This window comes from Pseudoalteromonas sp. S554 (genome assembly GCF_005930865.1).
Classification (GTDB): domain Bacteria; phylum Pseudomonadota; class Gammaproteobacteria; order Enterobacterales; family Alteromonadaceae; genus Pseudoalteromonas; species Pseudoalteromonas marina.
The window spans coordinates 15593-35033 of sequence record NZ_PNDV01000024.1; the positions used below are offsets into that span (position 1 = coordinate 15593).

Sequence of the window (19441 nt, forward strand, 5' to 3'; positions counted from 1 at the left end):
CCTTTATTCAGTTGTAACCGTAACCTGATAACAACCTGTGTTGTAGTAATCAACAAAGTTCGAAATAAACAAAGCTAACAGCTCTTTACCTTCCCTAGCATTTAACCAACCAGCTAAAAAGTGATAAACCTGCTTAATACTAAAGCACACATCAATTTCTTTTATCAGTTCAGGGGTATGACGGCCCTGATACGAAAAGTCAGTAATATAAACAAGCTGCCAGCTGGTGGCCTGCTTTTCTAACCTAACCTCTACAGGGTGAAAGCCTCCAGCTTCAGGACTGTAATCTGGATCTCTAAAGTTTATAGTAACCGCCTTTGTCCCACCTACAGAATCACCTCTCTCAATAACTGCACTTACAATCACATCAATAAAAGAGTCAGGCACTTTTAAGCCTGGTACTTGCTCTATTTGTAACGCCATATCTAACTCCTTTTAAATTAAGCCATGCTCAGCAAATGAATACGTGCTTTCGCCAATAATGATGTGATCAAGCACAGATACATCAATTAGATTAAGTGCCTGCTGTAATTTGGTAGTAATAAGCTTGTCTGCTTGAGAGGGCGTAGTAACGCCCGAAGGGTGGTTATGCGCCAATATAACGGACGCAGCATTAAGCTCTAGCACCTCTTTAACGACTTCTCTAGGGTAAACGCTGGCAGCGTTAATAGTGCCTCTAAATAGCTCTTTAAACTCCAGTATGCGGTTTTGGCTATCTAAAAACAGTACGGCAAATACTTCATGTTCATGTATCGCTAATTTATGTTTTAAGTACTCTTCACAATCATTAGGGCTATTTAAAACGCCATCTCTAAACTGCTTCTTAGCGATTATGTATGCAGCTGCTTCAAGTATTTGCTCATCATTTACGGGGTGTTTAAATTCATATAACGATTTTTGACCTTGCATTGTAAATTCCTCTTAAGTGGTTCATGCAAGTAAGTGATGTATGTGTGTAAGTTTTTTGTTTGAGGGCATAAAAAAATACTGACCCCGGAAAGGTTATGTACTAATAACCAACCGGAGAAATTCCATGCGTTTAATCAAATTAAAAGAAGTAATCGAAAAAACATCACTAGGCCGCTCAACAATTTATGAGTTTATGACTGATGGCAGATTCCCAAAGCAAGTATCGTTGGGTGCAAAATCTGTAGCCTGGCTTGAGTCAGAAGTTGATGATTGGATAATGGATAGATTAGGGGAAAGGGAATAGGCTTATGTAGTCACTTCATCATTTTATGATTAAGTAAACTGTTACTTGTATTAAGAGCCTTAGCAGTTCAATTATTAATAAATGGAGGGGTAGGCATGGCCTACCCCTCCATTTGATCTAATATTTAAATATGGAGTTTAGAAGCTTAAATACGGCCCTGTTCCTCAAGCCACCACTTAGGTGCCCAACTGGTACTACCTTTAAATAATTCCTCATTTTCATTAAAAGTATAAAATTGTTTTAATTTTTCAAGGGTGGGTGATTCATCTCTTTCATTATTCGAATTCTGATGTCTACGAAGCCAAAGTCCAAAGTAATCAGTAAATTTAGGGTGTTCAGCAATTTGGTACCTACAGTTATCCATCAAAGATCTGAAGTAATGGCTCATTGCCAACAATAAATAGCCGAAATCTTTGAGTTGTGGCTCTGTTCTTTCTAAAAAAGAATAACCATATTCCTTCAGTGTTTCTTTATCAATTTTTTGTCGAGTTAATTGTTCAACGTCTTCTAGCGGTGATTCTTTATCTATAGGGTAAAGTAGTAAATTCCAAAACTTATTTATTAGCACACCTTTTTTCTCATTAACTACACATTCTTCAAGTAATAAGTTAATAATCTCAGAGTCTCTATCCAGTAAGCAAATACTAGATGCAGCGCTTTGACTGAAAGACTCAGTATGCTGCAACGAATTAGCTTGTCGCATTAAATCGTGATAATTACGATAGCCTAAATCCCGCGAGCACTCTTCTAAGCATTGTGAGTGTGTTTTTACTGGGTTTTGTTTATATAGTTTTTTTGCACGTTTTTTAACGTGTGCAATTAAATTTGAATTTGTACCTGACATGACGTTCTCCTCAAAGCCATTGAACAAAGTGCACCCCTCACCAAAAACAATGACGAAAAAAACGTTAAATTTGAATAGTTAGGTTCTCCTGAGGAGATTTCCCTTTGGGGTGGGGAGGCGCCCTTTTAAGCACCACAAATATGATGTCTTAAAATAATAGGTGCTGTCAACAGCGATATTTCATAAGTAACCAATAACGTTACAAATAATATTTAATTTTGGTGTGTATAAGTTCGGCTGTTAGTAAGGGATAGCTAATATATTTACTTAGGAGTGTTCAACTCATTAAGTTTGTTTTACTCTGTCAGTAATAAGGGATTGTTTAGCGTTAGATTGAGTCAGTACAGCTTGATATGGATATGAGCAACATACCATGCCACTGTATTTATTAAGCTTCCATCAACTACTATGCTCATTAATGTATAATTTAGCCTAGAAATCCTCAGCTTATAGCAAGTTAAATACAACGAGATTTAATAATGGAAAAAATAACGCTCTCACAGCTAGAGCAGTACCTCTCAAAGGCAGCCTGGATCTTAAAAGGGCCAGTAGATGCCTCCGACTTTAAAGTATACATATTCCCGCTACTTTTCTTTAAGCGTATATCTGATGTGTATGACGAGGAGTACCGCCTAGCGCTTGAAGAGTCAGATGGCGATGAAGACTACGCAGCACTGCCAGAAATGCACCGCTTTGAAATCCCGCAAGGCTGCCACTGGCAAGATATTCGTGAAACAACCACTAACGTAGGTGCAGCGATTGAAAGCGCTTTACGTGGTATAGAGCAAGCCAACCAAGAATACCTTTACGGTATATTTGGGGATGCACAGTGGAGCAATAAAAATAAGTTGTCTGATGCCTTACTCATTGACTTAGTTGAACACTTTTCACAATACATATTAGGTAATCAAAACGTTGACCCTGATATGCTAGGTAATGCCTACGAATACCTTATAAAACACTTTGCCGATCTAACTAACAAAAAAGCCGGTGAATTTTATACGCCTCGCTCAGTGGTGCATTTACTCGGAATGATTTTAGACCCACACGAAGGCGAAACTGTTTACGACCCAGCATGTGGTACGGGCGGCATGTTACTTGAGTGTGTCGATAACCTAAAGCACAATAATGAAGACTACCGAACGTTAAAACTTTACGGCCAAGAAAAAAACCTAACGTCTAGCTCTATTGCCCGTATGAACATGTTTTTACATGGCATAGAAGACTTTGAAATATTACGTGGCGATACACTGCGTAACCCGGCTTTTTTTGAAGCCGATGGTCTTAAAACCTTTGATTGTGTAATAGCCAACCCACCGTTCTCATTAAAGGATTGGGGCGCTGAAAATTGGGCTAATGACCCTTATGGCCGTAACATAGCCGGTGTACCACCAAAAGGAAATGGTGACATGGCGTGGGTGCAGCACATGGTTAAATCTATGAACAGCACCGGCCGTATGACTGTAGTACTACCTCATGGCGCATTATTCAGAAAAGCCGCTGAAGGCCAAATCCGTAAGCAACTGCTAGAGCAAGACATGCTTGAAGCGGTTATCGGTTTAGGACCTAACGTATTTTACGGCACGCAACTAGCAGCCTGTGTCATGGTGTTTAAGCAAAATAAACCAGCCGATAAAAAAGGCAAAGTACTGTTCATAGATGCTTCAGACCAAATTCGTATAGGCCGTGCGCAAAACTTCCTAGAACCTAACCACGTTCAACAAATTTACGACTGGTATCACAACTATCAAGATGTAGAAAACTACGTAAAAGTAGCATCAATGGACGAGTTAAAAGAAAACGACTTTAACTTAAATATACCACTCTACGTTGAAAAAATAATTGAAGACAACCTGCCATCAGTAGAAGAAGCAATGGCCGATTTAAAACAAGCCTGGCAAGCAAGCCTTGAGGCAGAAGATAAATTTAAACAAGTTCTAGCGAGGTTTTTGTAGTGAAAGAATTACAAACCTTGGAAGACATTTTTAATAAAAAGTTATTTCGAATTCCTGATTACCAACGAGGTTATGCTTGGGGTAAAAAGCAACTTGTAGAGTTTTGGGAGGATCTAATTAGTTTAGATAAGCGGCGTTCTCATTACACAGGTGTTTTGTCTATAAAGGAAGTGCCAGAGTCAACTACCTCAAAATGGAATGATGAACAGTGGCTTATTAAAAGGTATAAACCTTATTTTGTTGTTGATGGTCAGCAACGGCTTACAACAGTATCTATTTTTTTGCAGTGTTTAGTCGAGGCTGTTAAATCTCACCCAAGTAATGACGGTATTTCTGAGGAAGATATTTTTCTTGGTGATGATACGCTTAGCGAAGTAATAAAAAATTACATAGTCATCACAGAGCCAAAGCACCGTATCACTAAAACTTATAAATTTGGTTATGAGGCTAATAACCCTTCATTTGAGTTTTTACGTTATCGAATCTTTAACGAACAAAGTCCAGGAACACTTACAGAAACGTTCTACACGCTTAACTTAGAAAATGCGAAGGTGTTTTTTACTGAAAATATCAACAAGTACGTGATTAGTAACGGTATAGACTCTCTTTCCGATATCTACGAAAAGCTAACTCAAAAGTTTTTATTTAACCTTTATGAGATTGATGACAACTTTGATGTTTTTGTAGCTTTTGAAACCATGAATAATCGTGGCAAAAAGCTATCTGATTTAGAACTATTAAAAAATCGGCTTATATACCTAACTACTCTTTATACCCCTGAAGAGGTTAAAGAAGACGTAAAAGAGACAATACGTAAAAAAATCAACGATACTTGGGGTGAAATATATAATCAACTTGGTCGAAACAAAAAAGCACCATTAAACGACGATGACTTCCTGCGTGCTCATTGGGTAATGTATTTCAAATATAGTCGAGTTAAAGGTAATGACTATATTAGGTTTTTGTTAGATGATTTTTTCTCACCAAAAAGTGTGTTTGAAAAGCTTGATGTATCAACACAACAAATCAATGTTGTTGAAGAGTTGGTTGACGATACTGACCTCGATGATGATGATTCATTTGAGGAGTTTGGCCCTGAAACAACAAAGAAAGCCAAGCTTTCTTTAAAAGATATTAGTGATTACGTTGATAGCTTAAAATCAGCTGCTAAATATTGGTATGCCGCATTTTTCCCCAATTCATCAGAGGTATTATCACCTCAAGAACAGATAATAATGGATAAAATAAACCGAGTTAAAATCGGTTATTTTCGACCTCTTATTATGGCTTTATTTTTAAGAACAGAAAAAGGCGACCTACAAAGACTGCAAATATTAAATGCGATTGAGCGATTCATTTTTGTAGCTTTCAGATTATGCCGAGCACAATCTAACTATCGCAGTAGTTCATATTACCGTTTAGCTAGAACGCTATACACCTCAAAAAATGTCTCTGAAACACTGGTAAATATTAATAGTGAACTCACTCAAGATTTAGCCTGGACGTTAGAAGAGGACGGCACATTTAAAACTAGCCATTTTGAAACGTTTATTAATAAAAAGTTCGGTCCTAATGGGGAGGGCTTTTACGCTTGGAGTGATTTACGTTACTTCTTATTTGAGTATGAAGAAGAGTTAAAAAAATCACGCGGCGTAGCTAAGTTTGACTGGAAAAACTTTATTACCCATGAGAAAGACAAAATCTCTATAGAACATATATTTCCACAAACACCAAAGAGCGATTATTGGTTAACACGTTTTGGACACTTTACAGGTGAACAAAAGCGTTTTCTAAAAGGCTCCTTAGGTAATTTGTTACCACTTTCATTGAGTGTGAATATTAAACTGCAAAATGATGATTTCCCGGATAAAAAAGACACCAAAAAAGATGAAAATGGCCAAGTAATTCGTAGCGGTTACAATAACGGTTCTTACTCTGAATTAGAAGTTGCCGACTTGGGAAAAGATGATGAGTGGACGCCTGAAAAAATTAAAGATAGGGGTCTAGCATTATTAAGGTTTATGGAAGCCCGTTGGCACCTCAATATGGGTAGCGAAAGCAAAAAATTATCATTGTTACACTTATCCTTTTTAGATGAATCACCAGTGACTAGTGCAGCAGAAGAAAGCGCACTAGAAGAGGAACCATCAGCATGATGACCCAACAAGAATTAGAAAAATACCTTTGGGGCGCAGCTACAGCACTCAGAGGAACAATAGATGCCGGTGACTACAAGCAGTACATATTCCCGCTTATGTTCTTTAAACGTATATCAGATGTATACGATGAAGAGTTTGAAAACGCACTAGCAGAAAGTGATGGCGATTTAGAGTATGCAGCCTTTGCTGAAAACCATAACTTTTTAATCCCTGAAGGCGCGCACTGGAACGATGTACGCGAAACCACTACTAACATTGGCTTAGCACTACAAAATGCCATGCGTGCCATTGAAAAGGCCAACCCCGATACTCTAGATGGTATTTTTGGCGATGCCAGCTGGACCAATAAAGACCGGCTAACCGATGCCATGCTCACTAACCTTATTGAGCACTACTCACAGCACACCCTTAACTTAAAAAATGTACCAGACGACAAGCTAGGTAATGCCTACGAGTACTTAATTAAAGAATTTGCTGACGATAGCGGCCATACCGCAGCAGAGTTTTACACCAACCGTACCGTGGTTAAATTAATGACTATGATAATGGACCCTAAACCGGGCGAGTCTGTATACGACCCGACCTGTGGCTCGGGTGGTTTATTACTTAACTGTGCCTTGCACCTGAAAGATGAAGGCAAAGAATACCGCACCCTTAAATTATACGGCCAAGAGATTAACCTATTAACCTCAGCCATTGCTCGTATGAACATGTTTATGCACGGCATTGAAGAGTTCGATATTGTTCGTGGTAATACCTTGAGTAATCCAGGCTTGCTTGAAAATGACGAGCTAAAAAAATTCAATGTTATTCTCGCTAACCCACCGTATTCAATAAAGTCATGGGATCGCAAAGCCTTTGAAAGTGATCCTTATGGACGTAACTTGTGGGGCACACCTCCACAAGGTTGTGCAGACTACGCTTTTGAACAACATATCCATAAAAGCATGGATGAAAAAAACGGGCGTTGCGTTCAACTTTGGCCTCACGGCATTCTTTTTAGAGATAATGAAAAGAAAATGCGTAAGGAAATGATGTCGACTGACACGGTGGAATGTGTAATAGCGTTGGGAAAAAACCTCTTTTATAACTCTTCAATGGAGTCAGCTTTATTAATCAGGCGTACCAATAAAAGTGAAAAAACTAAAGGAAAAGTACTTTTTATCAATGCTTTCAATGAGGTCAAAGATGAAAAGACTATCGCATACCTACTTGATGAACACATTGAGAAAATTTTTAATGCATATACAAAGTTTGAAGATATTGAAGGCTTTGCACGCCTTGTTGATGTTGAAGAGATTATGAAAAAGGATGGCTCACTCCTTGTTACCAACTATGTAAAATCGTCTCGTTTAGTTGAAAATAAAGTTGTTTCAGTTGAAGGCTCTTTTGATGCTTGGGAAAAAAGTTCAGAAAATTTAACAAGTAGTATAAATTCATTATTCAAGGTATTGGCTTAAACGGTATGAAATTTAAAATTGATAAAGCAGATTGGAAGCTCGTTAAGCTATGTGATGTGGTTACCAAAAAAGAAGAAAATGACAAAGAGAATGCTAAAAATATGTTTGACAGATTTTTAAAAGTTGAACATATGGATGCTGAGTCTTTACATATAAAAAGATGGGCAAGTCAGGAAGCTGGTGATGAAATAAATCCAACTTTTTATAAGGTTTTTCGTAAAGGTCAGATGCTTTTTCCTACTCGCAACCCTCACTTGAGAAGAGCAGCTCTTGCATCATTCGATGGGGTTTGTGGTGAAAAGACTCTTACTCTTGAATCAATTGAAGAAATGATTCTACCTGAATTCCTCCCTTTTCTTTTTCACAGTGATAGCTTTTATGATCATACAACATCAGCAATCGTTGGATCAACAAACCCCCACTGTAGATGGCGTGATGTAGCCAACTACGAATTCCTCATTCCCCCAAAAGGTCAGCAAGCCGAATTGTCAAAACTACTTTGGTCAATGGATGAGGTGATTGAGAAAGAGTTGGCTGTGTTGGAGAAAGTAGAAACATTATTCTTATCAACATCAAAGAAAATCTTCAAAGAAGATGGTGGTGATAAAAAGCAACTTAAAGATATAGCAGAAATAATTATGGGGCAATCACCTGCCGGGAATACCTATAACGAAAGCGGTGAAGGCATTCCATTCCTCCAAGGAAATGCGGAGTTTGGTGCGTTGTATCCTTCTTTTATTAAGTATACAACAGCCCCAAAGAAGATGGCTCCCAAAGATTCAATCCTATTTTCAGTAAGAGCCCCTGTTGGTGACTTGAACATAGCAGACCAAGAATATTGTATTGGAAGAGGTTTAGCAGCAATTGTTATTGATGATCCCAATCTTCGAAAGTTCATATACAATTTCCTAAAGTTTGAAAAATCAGAGTTAGAAAGAAATAGTACTGGCTCAACTTTTAAGTCTGTAAACAAAGATGTTCTATCTTCTTTAACAGTGGCTGTTTCAAAGGATGCTGAATTGAATGTTTCAATAGATAAAATCAATTCAATTACAAAATCTATTGATTATTCATTAAATAAAATTGATTCATCCAAAACTTTGCAAAAATCAATAATTAATCAGGTGTTTTAGGTATGGGATTTACCGAATTAAATAGTGTGGAGCACTACATCATCCATCAAATGACGGGCGTTAACTTAAACGATTCTCAAGAGAGTAACCAAGTTAACGAACCTCATGCTCAATATGGCCTGCAATGGCAATTCCAATCACCAGAGCAATTAGGCCGTGGTGTGAACGAGGTGTTAGTTGAGTCTGAATTAGTTAAAGCGTTAATTCGTCTTAACCCAGAGATTGAAGCTAATCCTAATTTGGCTGATGAAGTAATACATAAACTCCGTGCTATTTTAATTTCGGTAAACCAAATTGGCTTGGTAAAAGCCAATGAAGAGTTTTTCGCTTGGATGACAGGCGAAAAAACCATGCCCTTTGGTGAAAATAATCGCCATGTACCGGTTAAGTTAATCGACTTTGATGACTTAACCCGTAACGATTATGTTGTGACTAACCAGTTTCGTATTCACCACAGAGAAACCAAAATACCTGATGTGGTATTACTAATTAACGGTATTCCGGTAGTGGTGGGTGAAGCAAAAACACCTATTCGCCCATCAGTAACTTGGTTAGACGGTGCGCATGAAGTACACAGCATTTATGAAAATGCTGTACCGCAATTGTTTGTACCTAATATTTTATCGTTTGCTACCGAAGGGCGTGAGCTGTTTTATGGTGCAATACGTTGCCCATTAGAGTTTTGGGCCCCTTGGCGTGTTGAAGATGCACAGTTAACCCGTGCTGTTGGTTTATCGGGTGTCGGAGCTGAGCTAACCGATTTATTAAGCCCTGAGCGCTTGCTCGATATAATGCGTAACTTCTCGCTGTTTACTACTAACAAAAAGAAACAGCGCATTAAAGTAATACCGCGATTTCAGCAATATGAAGGCGCTAATAAAATTGTTCAGCGTGTGATTGAGGGTAAAGTTAAAAAGGGATTAATTTGGCACTTTCAAGGCTCAGGTAAATCATTATTAATGGTGTTTGCCGCACAAAAGCTTCGCCGTGCTGCACAGCTTAAAAGCCCAACCGTTATTGTGCTGGTTGATAGAACCGATTTAGATACTCAAATTAGCGGCACCTTTAATGCAGCTGATGTGGCCAATGTTGAATCAACCGATAGCATTAAAGAACTGCAACAAATGCTAGAGCGCGATACCCGTAAGATTATTATTTCAATGATCCATAAGTTCCGCGATGCCAAGCCTAACATGAATGAGCGTGAAAACATTATTGTATTAGTCGATGAGGCGCACAGAACCCAAGAAGGTGATTTAGGCCGCCAAATGCGCGCCGCTTTACCTAATGCCTTTTTATTTGGTTTAACCGGGACACCAGTAAATAAAGCCGATAAAAATACCTTTTGGGCATTTGGTGCTGAAGAAGACAAAGGCGGCTATATGAGCCGTTATACCTTCCACGACTCTATTCGTGATGAAGCAACCTTACCACTGCATTTTGAACCACGTTTGGTAGATGTGCATGTTGATAAAGAAGCACTCGATAAAGCCTTTAAAGACTTTAAAGAAAGCGCTGCGTTAACAGACGAAGAAGCCGATGCGCTTAATCAAAAATCTGCAAAAATGTCAGCGTTTTTAAAATCCCCTGAGCGTGTAGAAAAAATAGTTGAAGACATTGCCATTCACTTTATGGATAAAGTGGAGCCTCATGGTTTTAAAGCCATGATAGTTACACCAGACCGTTATGCCTGTGTGCAATATAAAGAAGAACTCGATAAACACTTTGATGAAGCGGCCAGCAAGGTGGTTATATCCACCAGCGCAAACGATGACTATGAGTTTAAGCAAAAGTGGGGCGTAGATAAAAGCCAGCAAGAAAAGCTGGTGGATGAATTTAACGATGCAAAATCAGAGCTTAAATTTATTATTGTTACCGCAAAGCTGCTAACCGGGTTTGATGCACCTATATGCCAAACCATGTATTTAGATAAGTCGATTAAAGACCACACCTTATTACAGGCGATATGTCGTACTAACCGTTTATACCCCAATAAAACCTTTGGCTGTATTGTTGACTACTTTGGCGTGTTTGACGATGCCGCAAAAGCACTAGAATTTGACGAAGAAAGCGTACAGCAAGTTATCTCTAACTTAAGTGAGTTACGTGCCAAGCTGCCACCAGCGATGGCAGATTCCCTAGCCCACTTTGCTGGCGTAGATAGAACCATTGAGGGTTTTGAAGGCCTAGAGGTTGCACAGAACGCCATTAGTACAGATGATAAAAAAGATGCCTTTGCACTGGATTTTAAATACTTAGCCAAGCTGTGGGAGTCGCTTTCACCCGATAGCGTACTTGATGAATACAACGAAGATTACAAATGGCTAGCCCAGGTTTATGAGTCGGTAAAACCAGCCTCAGATAACATTGGTAAGTTGTTATGGCTAACGCTAGGCGCACAAACAACCCAGCTCATACACGACAACGTGCATGTAGGTAACGTTCACAACCTAGAAGAGTTTGTGCTAGATGCTGACGTTATCGAAAACATATTTAATAACCCAGACCCACGTAAAACAAAACAGCTTGAGAAAGAGCTCGCAAAGCGTTTTAAAGACCGTGGCGACTTACCTGTATTTAAATCGTTAAGTGAACGACTAGAAGCCCTGCGCGACAAAGCCGAAAAAGGCTTAATAGCCTCAATCGACTTTGTAAAAGAGCTTTGTAAAATAGCCAAAGAAACCGTTCAGGCAGAAAAAGAACTAGACGACGAACTACAAGAAAAAACACCCAAAGCTGCATTAACAGACCTGTTTTTAGAGCTTAAAGACGACCAAACTCCAGCGGTAGTAGAGCGCATAGTAACCGACATAGACGCCATTGTACGTGTTGTGCGCTTCCCAGGCTGGCAAGGCACCACCGGCGGCGAACGCGAAGTACAAAAGTCACTACGCAAGGCACTACTTAAATACAAACTCCACACAGATCAAATACTGTTTGATAGGGCTTATGGGTACATAAAGGAATATTATTGATGGCAATTATTTTAGGGACAGGGTATGCAAGTTTTAGATGATATCTGGTCTACGATAAAAGGTAATGCAAAGACCAGAATCAAAGATCCCATAGCAGGAACGTTTATTGTTTCATGGTGTTTTTGTAACTGGGATAAATTAGCGCTTTTGTTTTGGGGTAAAGGTGATTTAGAGAAAAGAGTAAGTGCTTTAGTTGAAAGTATGTCTGTGTTGTCAAATCCAAGTCTATTAAAACAAGATTTAGATTTATTACTAATACCGACAGTACTAACTATAGGCTACTTATTTATACTTCCTTGGGCTTCTTTATGGGTGAAAGAAAAGCAAAAAAAGACAGCTGTTTTGCAGCATTCACATGCTGTTGATTTAGATATCGAACATACTAAAAAGCAATGGGAGCTTAATAAAGAAAGGCTTAGAACAAACCCTGAAAAAGACTTTTTAGCACAAGATGTAGCGTTAGATATTCAAAAAGAAAAAGATAGGGTAGAGCGAAGAAATAAAATTCGAGATTACATTGATAAGAAAGTTGAAGCAGCTACAGCAATAGCTGATAAAGCTAAAGCAGATGCTGAAGCTGAACAAATTAGTTTAGAGAAAAAGCGTTTAGAGCTAGAAGAAAAGCAACGCAAAGCAACCAAAGAAAAGCAACGGTATGAAGAGCAGTCTGCAATTCATAGTGCAACTATGGCTTCGCATCGGTTTCCCGCTGTTTTTTACTTTATGGATTTGCTGTCTAACTCTTTAAAAGAGGATGAGGTTACACTTACAGCATCAGGGCTTGCCTCATGTGTTGCAGCTGTTTTTGGCTATGAAATAGCTGATGACCTTATAAATGACAAAGATTTTAATAATGAGAATCTGAGTAAACTTAAATATATCATTTTAGATAACGATTTAGCTAAAAAGTTAGATGATATATGTGAACTAGAAGATTCAGAGAATGAAAACTTAAGTCCGGATTTAATATTTGAGCATATTCAAATGTTATTTGAGAACCTGCCTTTTAAGCTTGTATCAGAGGACTCATTAGCTGAGGAAATATCTGAAAGAGTTAATGAAGATTCATATAGCTTATTAATGGAAGAAGGACTTTCAGGAGCTATGGCTGAAACAGATACCATTTTTGATGAAATTGAGTTATCAGTTGATGTTTATAATTTTAATACAAGCTTTGATGTAAAATTAAGTGGCTATGCGAGTGGCTCTCACAGAAGGGAGTCAGATGTTCCGGGAAGGGATATAACTGTAAGTGTTGAGGCCAAATGCCAGCCTGTTATGGGCTATTTGGGCTTACAAGATTATGAGCTAACAGTTAGCGGTGAACCAAGGGATTACGACTAGGTTTTTAGTTGTTATTTACGTTTGCATTGATTTCATGTTGGAATTTAAGCGAGTTAAAGAATTTTGAGGTATAAGGATTTCATGACAGTATCAGTATCTCATATAACGCACATTGATAACCTGGCTAGCATTTTAGGGCAAGGTTGCTTATGGTCTGACGCTAAACGTATTGAGCTTGGTTTAGTTAACCAAAATATTGGCTATAACCATATTAAGCAACGCCGTTTAGTTCGCCCTGTAAAAGTGGCTGCGGGTGGTACGATTGGCCAGTATGTGCCGTTTAATTTTTGCCCGCGTTCCGTCATGTTGTATGTGATTCATTGTGGGCATGATGATTTTGGCGGTGGGCAGGATAAGGTATTACACTTAATTAGTGACACAGAAACTGTGCGCTTGAGAAACCAGCATTGCTTTTTTACTGATATTCATGCTGATTTAGACTATGCAGAGCAAATTGATGATTTTACACGTATTAATGAGTTGGATATTAAACGTATTATTAATGAACGCTATTGGCAGGACTTTAAAGAAGAAAAACAAGCTGAGTTTTTAGCGTTTGAATCTGTACAATGGGCAGCTATTCGCCAAATAGGCGTAAAAACACAAGATGTTGCTAATGAAGTAAATATACTACTTCAAAATGCGCAGCATAAACCTGAGGTCGTAGTTAGGCCGCGGTGGTACTACTGAGGTTAAGATGATTACTTATCAAACTGGCAATATTTTACATGATCAAGCTGATGCTATTATTAACACAGTTAATACTGTAGGGGTAATGGGTAAAGGGCTTGCTTTGCAATTTAAAAAGGCCTTTCCTGATAATTTTAAGGTATACAAAAAAGCCTGTGATGATAAAGAGCTGGTAACGGGAGAAGTGCTAACTGTTGAGCTTAATTCTATTAATGCACCATTTTACATTATTAACTTTCCTACTAAAGCGCACTGGAAAGGTAGTTCTAAGCTTGAGTATATAGAGCAAGGGCTGAATAGCCTAAAAGCTGAAGTAAAGCGATTAGGGCTTAAATCAGTCGCCTTACCAGCACTGGGAAGCGGCTTAGGGGGCCTAGATTGGAATGCTGTTGATTCACTTATACAAAGCTCTTTAAGTGAATTACCAGATGTTGAATGGCGTGTATACCCGCCACAAAATGCACCAACGGCCCAGGCTATGCCTAATAAAACTAAAAGACCCGATATGACACTCGGTAGAGCTGCCGTTTTAGGTTTGATAGAACGTTATACCTCTACAGGGTTTGGTTATCGCTTATCGCTATTAGAAGTGCAAAAGCTTGTGTATTTTTTAACGGCAGCGGGTGAACCTTTAAACAAGGTGATATTTCAAAAGCACCATTATGGCCCTTATGCCGATGTACTTCGCCATGTGTTAGATAAAATGGAAGGCCACTTTATTACTGGTTATGCAGATGGCATAAATAAGCCAGATACGCCAATAGAGCTTAAAGATGATGCTGCTATTGAGGCGCTAAACTATTTGCAAGCATGCCCAGATACAAAACAACGGTTTGATAAAGTAGCCAGGCTAATAGAAGGCTTTGAGTCGCAAAACGGTATGGAGTTACTTTCAACTGTACATTGGGTTGCCACTAATGAGTTAGAAGGCAATAACATTACTGATGAAGAGCTTATTAATACAGTACATAGCTGGAATACTAGAAAATCGCAAATGAAGCCCGCTCATATTCTTGCTGCTTGGAACAAGTTAAAACAAGAAGACTGGCTAAATTTAAAAGCACAAACAGCTTAAGACTATTTTAAAGGGAAGCGTATAGCTTCTCTTTTATGCAGTGCTTTTGGCTAGGCTTTGAATATCAGATTAACTTACTTAGGTTACCCTTCGAAACACTTATTGAAAATTGAAATAGGCCCTGAGTGTTTAGACGAGTTTGCACTTAATAATGTTAGTTACCATGTTTGGTCTTACTGGAGAGGACTGTTTTCTGATTCAGTTGTTACTTGTGGCTTAGCCTGATCTGAGTTAATAAGTAGTCATAGTTTTTAAATTAACTATCTTTAATATAAATTCAAGGATGAAAATGAAGTCTGTTTTTAATACTGTCGATATTTTGTTTGGGCATTTTGCTCGTGGTTTTATAATTGTTTTTCTTTATTTGGCCTTAAGCTTAATCGCTGCTTTTAACTTGATATCTATTCCTCTTTATTTTTTTGAGTATGATGCCGGCTTATCTGATTTAGATCTGAGTGAAGTCGGACTTTTCATTATATTTTTAGCCACAGTATGGCGGTTTTTCGCGCGTTGTTTTGCTTTGAACTGGACTAAATGGAAAGCGCTCAAGCGCTTTGTATTTGTTATTGCTTTTGCTGAGCTATTTTGTTCGTTATTTTTTACACTCTATTTAATAATTGAATTAATCGACCAAGGTGTACTTGGGGTGGCTATATTAGATAAATATGCTGATATTCAAGCCTTCCTTTCTATTTTTATTACAATTATTGCAATTTATGCGAGCACGCCTTTGCCCAATTTTTACAAAAATAAAGATGATGCAGCCAGTAACTTACCTGACAATGATTTAAAAAATGAACAGCCAGCAGCGATGAGCTAAGTTTACAAATGTTTGGAAGTAGAACAATGAAAAAATTAATTTTAAGTTTAGTTGCCTTAACTGTTTTTTTTAGTACGACCCGCCTTGAGGCAAAAGAGCAATTATTCCAACCGAATGACTCAGTATTTTTGCAAGCATCTTGTAGAGAAGTGATTGAGGTATTTGACCGAAAACAAGAGCCCGGGAAGTATGCTGCTCTTCATACTTCAGTATCAGAGGCTATGCGTGCTGGCTACTGTATTGGCGTATTGCAACAATATATTAAGGGCTCGCCGTCGTGTAAAAAAAGATATGGGTATTATAAAAATAGTAATTGGTTCGACTTAGCAAAAACAATTGCGAATATGTCATTTGGTGCAGGGGAACTAGAAAGGCTTAAAGCGAGTCACTTACTTGAGGCGGCTTACTGTAATGGCTAGTGGTATGACCGTTCCTGATGCTATTCGCTTCTTATTTGGGATCGATGTTGCCAAAGAAAGCACATATTTAAAAGACAAAGCAAATTCTCTTGTCCGTAATAAGCTTATTAAAGTTGAAACTGAGCTAAAGGTTCAAAGATCAACAAAGCGTTTGGCGGATGGGCAGCTAGATGTGCTATTTAATGCTTTACTACTCAATGCAATTTTTCATGATCCTAAAGACGTAAAAAAAATATTTGAAGATAAGGACTTTAGATACCATTGTGCTGTGATAGTTAGTCAGTTGTTTGGTGAAAGTAATTCATTATTGGGCATTGCTCTGAGTAAAACAACTGCTGCTGAATTTGCGGATGCGCTTGCTAGTGATTATGACTTGCGCAAAAAGAGATTACCTAACCCGTTTGCTGTAATGCCTCAACTAGCTTTAGGGAAAAATCTCAGTTTATTGCATGCATTACTTGCGCAATCAGCCCTTACCAGCTCAACAGATAACTTGCTTTTAGCTTATTTAAATAACGATATAGACAAAGCGTTAGCATTATCAAATCAATTAGATACGAATAATCATAGTGTTAAGCAATTAGTAGAACATATAACGTCTCGGCACAAGGAAGCAGAGGAGTTTGATGATTTATTAGGGTATTTCCAAAAAATGTAATTATTAAAAATAATGTTTGTTAGTGCATTGCACTAAGTGAATCTATAGCCATCAGCAATAGATGGAGATTTACATGACAAATATTAAAGAGCTTGTTATTAACTTTCACATGACCGAAGCGTGTAATTACCGTTGTGGTTATTGTTACGCTAAGTGGCAAGATAATACGTCAGCAACAGAGTTACATCATTCTTCAGAGAGCATTCAAGATTTACTGCTAATGCTAGCTGAGTACTTTTTTTCGAATAATCAAATACGACAAGAATTAGGTTATCAATCAGTAAGGATTAACTTTGCTGGTGGAGAACCTGTAATGTTAGGTGCTCGCTTTGTTAGCGCTTTATTATTTGCAAAGAGTATAGGCTTTAATACGTCACTTATTACTAACGGACATTTTTTGTCACCAACAATGTTAAGGCGTATTGCCCCTCATTTAGATATGCTTGGTTTAAGTTTTGATACTGCAGATTATTTAATAGCTCAAAGCATTGGCCGAACAGATCGTAAAGGTAAATGGTTTTCCCCGCAAAAAGCATTAACTGTTACAGCGCTATATCGTCAGTTAAATCCTCAAGGTAAGTTGAAAGTTAATACTGTTGTTAATGCATTTAACTTTCGCGAGAATTTGAATGCAGCAATCGCATTATTGCAACCCGACAAGTGGAAGCTCTTACGTGCATTACCTGTCTATAGTGACCAGTTAACTATCTCGCAAGAAAAATATGATTCTTATGTTCAAAAGCATAAAGAGCACAGTAATGTTATTGCAATTGAAGATAATTGCGATATGTGGCAATCATATTTGATGATAAATCCAGAAGGTAACTTTTACCAAAACTCGTCATCGTGTCAGGGATTAACGCTTAGTCCTTCAATATTGGATATAGGGGTTTCTAAGGCTTTGAATCATGTGAACTTTAACATTAAAGCATTCGCAAGCCGATATCCTTCGAGCTTTCCGCAAGTTATTAAAAAGAATTTGATAACACTAGGAGAGCAATAATGAAAAAATATAGTAATGATAAAAACATTAACACGTTGGTTTGTAAGTTATTGAAGAAAAAAGGTTGGTCTTTAAAGCGTGGGCGTCATCCAAGGCTGATTGCGCCATCAGGTATCAAAATAACAGTTCCAAGCACGCCAAGTGACTTTAGAGCATATAGAAACTTTAAAATGGATATTCGACGATTGAAGGAGCTTTAGCTAACGCTGAAGTTCCATAAGTCGAATCACAATTAACTTTTTAAGGAGACATATATGTCTAACAATAATGATCATAAATCAAACCAAGGAAACAGCAATAAAGGCACTTCTGGAGTCAATGTTCCATACCAAAGAGCACAAGATAATCGAAGTAATCAGTTAAACCCGAACAACCCTAACTATAACGGTAAAAAATAGTTAAATGATTTTATTTAAGCTAAGCGCAGCGAAAGCTGCGCTTAGCTTTATATTACGTAGATACTTTATATAAATTGTAGGTAAGAGATTTGAATTATAAAAAAAGAATTGAAGACGCGGTGCTTAGAACTAAAAAGTTACAGCTAAAATTGCCTTCAAGCCCGTTGCCATTTAGCAAAGCTATTAGCGACAATAAGAAACAAGAAATCTTAATTCATTGTTTTGAGGTGTTGCAATTTCATGGGTTTAAATCATCCCAAGACTTAGCAAGTAAATGTACAGATGTTCATCTAATGCTTCAGTATTTTCTAAAGACAGATTTAAATATAGACAGCCATATTACAATTGGGGATCGGTATTGGCATGATTATATTTATTGTGAAATGTCGGATGAGAGTATTAAAAGTGAGTTAAATTCTCCTAGTTTAGATGAACCTATTAAGGCACATGTTTGGTTAACTTTAACCGATGGAACGATACTTGATTGTACTGGGGAAGCACATGCCGATTTGATTTTTAGTCGAGGTAATTTCCCGCTCCATGAGTGTTTACACTTATCTGCTCCTAGTGAAAAGGAAGATGCAATTGAGGGGTATTATAGACCGTATTTAATTGGCACAGATTTCCTAGAAAAAACGGGTGTTTGCAAAATACTTATACCATCGTAAATTTTTATTGAAATAGGAATAACTGATTGGCTTAATTAGCCCACAACAAGCACGCGAGAAAGGGAATAACATTCCTATAGAAAGGTATATAGAGTGTGGGCTGAATTGATATTTGTAAGCGTCCGAGCAACGACACCTAGCAGAGTGGATTTAATTAATTGAAAATACCATCAGTTTTTACTGGAGGTATTATGCAAAGTATTAGAGGAAAAAAAAGTATTAAATAAAAGCCAAGTAAGTTATCAATTTCATCAAGAAGCGTCACTTCCTAGGACTGCACGATATAACAAGGTGAGGTTGATAAAAGTTATTATTGATAGTGAAACAGTTAAGTATGCACTTCACATAATGCACCATATTGAAGGTATTTTTATTGTTATTCTAGCTGATAAAATTCATGTAACAGAAGTCTCGAGGGATCCAGACAAAGGAAGTAGCCCTAACCATAAAAACGAAGACTGTCTTAATAATTGGTTGCAAAATTTGAATAATGGCAAAAGGTTTATGAAAGTGAACTTTCACTATCGACAAGCTTAAAATGAAGATTCTTACCCGCATTGCAGAGTCGAAGTAATTTATAACGTAAATAAAGATGAAGGTGACTATATGTAGTGGCATAGTTAATTT

The 19441-nt window shown here is 37.8% G+C and carries 19 protein-coding genes; 16 read left to right on the top strand and 3 right to left on the bottom strand.

Annotated features, from left to right (window positions below):
• Positions 1–3 precede the first annotated feature (3 nt).
• Together CWB65_RS06195 and radC are read right to left on the bottom strand one after the other, a co-directional pair.
• Entirely contained in the window at positions 4–423 is a 420-nt protein-coding gene (locus CWB65_RS06195; protein ID WP_138740171.1) for a DUF2787 domain-containing protein, read from the bottom strand.
• A gap of 12 nt (positions 424–435) precedes the next feature.
• Complete coding sequence (radC, locus tag CWB65_RS06200; RefSeq protein WP_138740172.1) at positions 436–909, bottom strand: RadC family protein; 474 nt, start codon at positions 907–909, stop codon at positions 436–438.
• Between the two features lie 124 nt (positions 910–1033).
• Here radC and CWB65_RS06205 point away from each other — a divergent pair, with 124 nt between their 5' ends.
• Positions 1034–1213: an AlpA family transcriptional regulator gene (locus CWB65_RS06205; protein ID WP_138740173.1), complete on the top strand. Its 180-nt coding sequence runs from the start codon at positions 1034–1036 to the stop codon at positions 1211–1213.
• A 145-nt stretch (positions 1214–1358) separates the two neighbouring features.
• Here the strand turns inward: CWB65_RS06205 and CWB65_RS06210 are convergent, their stop codons facing one another.
• Positions 1359–2057, bottom strand: coding sequence for a hypothetical protein (locus tag CWB65_RS06210; RefSeq protein ID WP_138740174.1), 699 nt, complete (start codon positions 2055–2057; stop codon positions 1359–1361).
• Positions 2058–2536: 479 nt separating this feature from the next.
• Between CWB65_RS06210 and CWB65_RS06215 the strand changes: the two genes are divergently transcribed.
• From CWB65_RS06215 to CWB65_RS06285, 15 genes are all read left to right on the top strand, one after another.
• Complete coding sequence (locus CWB65_RS06215) at positions 2537–4012, top strand: type I restriction-modification system subunit M (protein WP_212750944.1); 1476 nt, start codon at positions 2537–2539, stop codon at positions 4010–4012.
• Positions 4012–6168 carry a DUF262 domain-containing protein gene (locus tag CWB65_RS06220; RefSeq protein WP_138740176.1) on the top strand — a complete coding sequence of 719 codons (2157 nt, stop codon included), beginning with the start codon at positions 4012–4014 and terminating at the stop codon, positions 6166–6168. The genes CWB65_RS06215 and CWB65_RS06220 overlap by 1 nt, the downstream gene beginning before the upstream one ends.
• Positions 6165–7631 (top strand): type I restriction-modification system subunit M, encoded by a 1467-nt coding sequence (locus CWB65_RS06225; protein WP_138740177.1) that lies wholly within the window; start codon positions 6165–6167, stop codon positions 7629–7631. The genes CWB65_RS06220 and CWB65_RS06225 overlap by 4 nt, the downstream gene beginning before the upstream one ends.
• A 5-nt stretch (positions 7632–7636) precedes the next feature.
• Positions 7637–8764, top strand: coding sequence for a restriction endonuclease subunit S (locus CWB65_RS06230; RefSeq protein ID WP_138740178.1), 1128 nt, complete (start codon positions 7637–7639; stop codon positions 8762–8764).
• A 2-nt stretch (positions 8765–8766) separates the two neighbouring features.
• A complete protein-coding gene (locus tag CWB65_RS06235) occupies positions 8767–11739 on the top strand; it encodes a type I restriction endonuclease subunit R (RefSeq protein WP_138740179.1) in 2973 nt (990 codons plus the stop codon).
• A gap of 24 nt (positions 11740–11763) precedes the next feature.
• On the top strand, positions 11764–13083 hold the full coding sequence (locus tag CWB65_RS06240) for a hypothetical protein (protein ID WP_138740180.1): 1320 nt from the start codon (positions 11764–11766) through the stop codon (positions 13081–13083).
• An 81-nt stretch (positions 13084–13164) separates the two neighbouring features.
• Entirely contained in the window at positions 13165–13773 is a 609-nt protein-coding gene (darT, locus tag CWB65_RS06245; RefSeq protein ID WP_138740181.1) for a type II toxin-antitoxin system toxin DNA ADP-ribosyl transferase DarT, read from the top strand.
• A 7-nt stretch (positions 13774–13780) separates the two neighbouring features.
• Complete coding sequence (gene darG, locus CWB65_RS06250) at positions 13781–14848, top strand: type II toxin-antitoxin system antitoxin DNA ADP-ribosyl glycohydrolase DarG (RefSeq protein ID WP_138740182.1); 1068 nt, start codon at positions 13781–13783, stop codon at positions 14846–14848.
• A 289-nt stretch (positions 14849–15137) separates the two neighbouring features.
• Positions 15138–15668 (top strand): hypothetical protein, encoded by a 531-nt coding sequence (locus CWB65_RS06255; RefSeq protein ID WP_138740183.1) that lies wholly within the window; start codon positions 15138–15140, stop codon positions 15666–15668.
• A 26-nt stretch (positions 15669–15694) separates the two neighbouring features.
• Positions 15695–16087 (top strand): hypothetical protein, encoded by a 393-nt coding sequence (locus CWB65_RS06260; protein ID WP_138740184.1) that lies wholly within the window; start codon positions 15695–15697, stop codon positions 16085–16087.
• Entirely contained in the window at positions 16080–16745 is a 666-nt protein-coding gene (locus CWB65_RS06265) for a hypothetical protein (protein ID WP_138740185.1), read from the top strand. Before CWB65_RS06260 ends, CWB65_RS06265 begins: the two co-directional genes overlap by 8 nt.
• A gap of 73 nt (positions 16746–16818) precedes the next feature.
• Complete coding sequence (locus tag CWB65_RS06270; RefSeq protein ID WP_171047571.1) at positions 16819–17748, top strand: viperin family antiviral radical SAM protein; 930 nt, start codon at positions 16819–16821, stop codon at positions 17746–17748.
• A complete protein-coding gene (locus CWB65_RS06275) occupies positions 17748–17948 on the top strand; it encodes a hypothetical protein (RefSeq protein WP_138541460.1) in 201 nt (66 codons plus the stop codon). Before CWB65_RS06270 ends, CWB65_RS06275 begins: the two co-directional genes overlap by 1 nt.
• 54 nt (positions 17949–18002) lie before the next feature.
• Complete coding sequence (locus CWB65_RS06280; RefSeq protein WP_024595148.1) at positions 18003–18146, top strand: hypothetical protein; 144 nt, start codon at positions 18003–18005, stop codon at positions 18144–18146.
• Positions 18147–18235: 89 nt separating this feature from the next.
• Positions 18236–18814: a hypothetical protein gene (locus tag CWB65_RS06285; RefSeq protein WP_138740187.1), complete on the top strand. Its 579-nt coding sequence runs from the start codon at positions 18236–18238 to the stop codon at positions 18812–18814.
• Positions 18815–19441 lie beyond the last annotated feature (627 nt).

Coding starts and splice junctions, on each gene's coding strand:
- CWB65_RS06230 (WP_138740178.1), top strand. CDS start 7,637: ATGAAATTTAAAATTGATAAAGCAGATTGGAAGCTCGTTAAGCTATGT.
- CWB65_RS06240 (WP_138740180.1), top strand. CDS start 11,764: ATGCAAGTTTTAGATGATATCTGGTCTACGATAAAAGGTAATGCAAAG.
- CWB65_RS06215 (WP_212750944.1), top strand. CDS start 2,537: ATGGAAAAAATAACGCTCTCACAGCTAGAGCAGTACCTCTCAAAGGCA.
- CWB65_RS06270 (WP_171047571.1), top strand. CDS start 16,819: ATGACAAATATTAAAGAGCTTGTTATTAACTTTCACATGACCGAAGCG.
- CWB65_RS06280 (WP_024595148.1), top strand. CDS start 18,003: ATGTCTAACAATAATGATCATAAATCAAACCAAGGAAACAGCAATAAA.
- CWB65_RS06275 (WP_138541460.1), top strand. CDS start 17,748: ATGAAAAAATATAGTAATGATAAAAACATTAACACGTTGGTTTGTAAG.
- darG (WP_138740182.1), top strand. CDS start 13,781: ATGATTACTTATCAAACTGGCAATATTTTACATGATCAAGCTGATGCT.
- CWB65_RS06260 (WP_138740184.1), top strand. CDS start 15,695: ATGAAAAAATTAATTTTAAGTTTAGTTGCCTTAACTGTTTTTTTTAGT.
- darT (WP_138740181.1), top strand. CDS start 13,165: ATGACAGTATCAGTATCTCATATAACGCACATTGATAACCTGGCTAGC.
- CWB65_RS06225 (WP_138740177.1), top strand. CDS start 6,165: ATGATGACCCAACAAGAATTAGAAAAATACCTTTGGGGCGCAGCTACA.
- CWB65_RS06195 (WP_138740171.1), bottom strand. CDS start 423: ATGGCGTTACAAATAGAGCAAGTACCAGGCTTAAAAGTGCCTGACTCT.
- CWB65_RS06255 (WP_138740183.1), top strand. CDS start 15,138: ATGAAGTCTGTTTTTAATACTGTCGATATTTTGTTTGGGCATTTTGCT.
- radC (WP_138740172.1), bottom strand. CDS start 909: ATGCAAGGTCAAAAATCGTTATATGAATTTAAACACCCCGTAAATGAT.
- CWB65_RS06205 (WP_138740173.1), top strand. CDS start 1,034: ATGCGTTTAATCAAATTAAAAGAAGTAATCGAAAAAACATCACTAGGC.
- CWB65_RS06235 (WP_138740179.1), top strand. CDS start 8,767: ATGGGATTTACCGAATTAAATAGTGTGGAGCACTACATCATCCATCAA.
- CWB65_RS06265 (WP_138740185.1), top strand. CDS start 16,080: ATGGCTAGTGGTATGACCGTTCCTGATGCTATTCGCTTCTTATTTGGG.
- CWB65_RS06210 (WP_138740174.1), bottom strand. CDS start 2,057: ATGTCAGGTACAAATTCAAATTTAATTGCACACGTTAAAAAACGTGCA.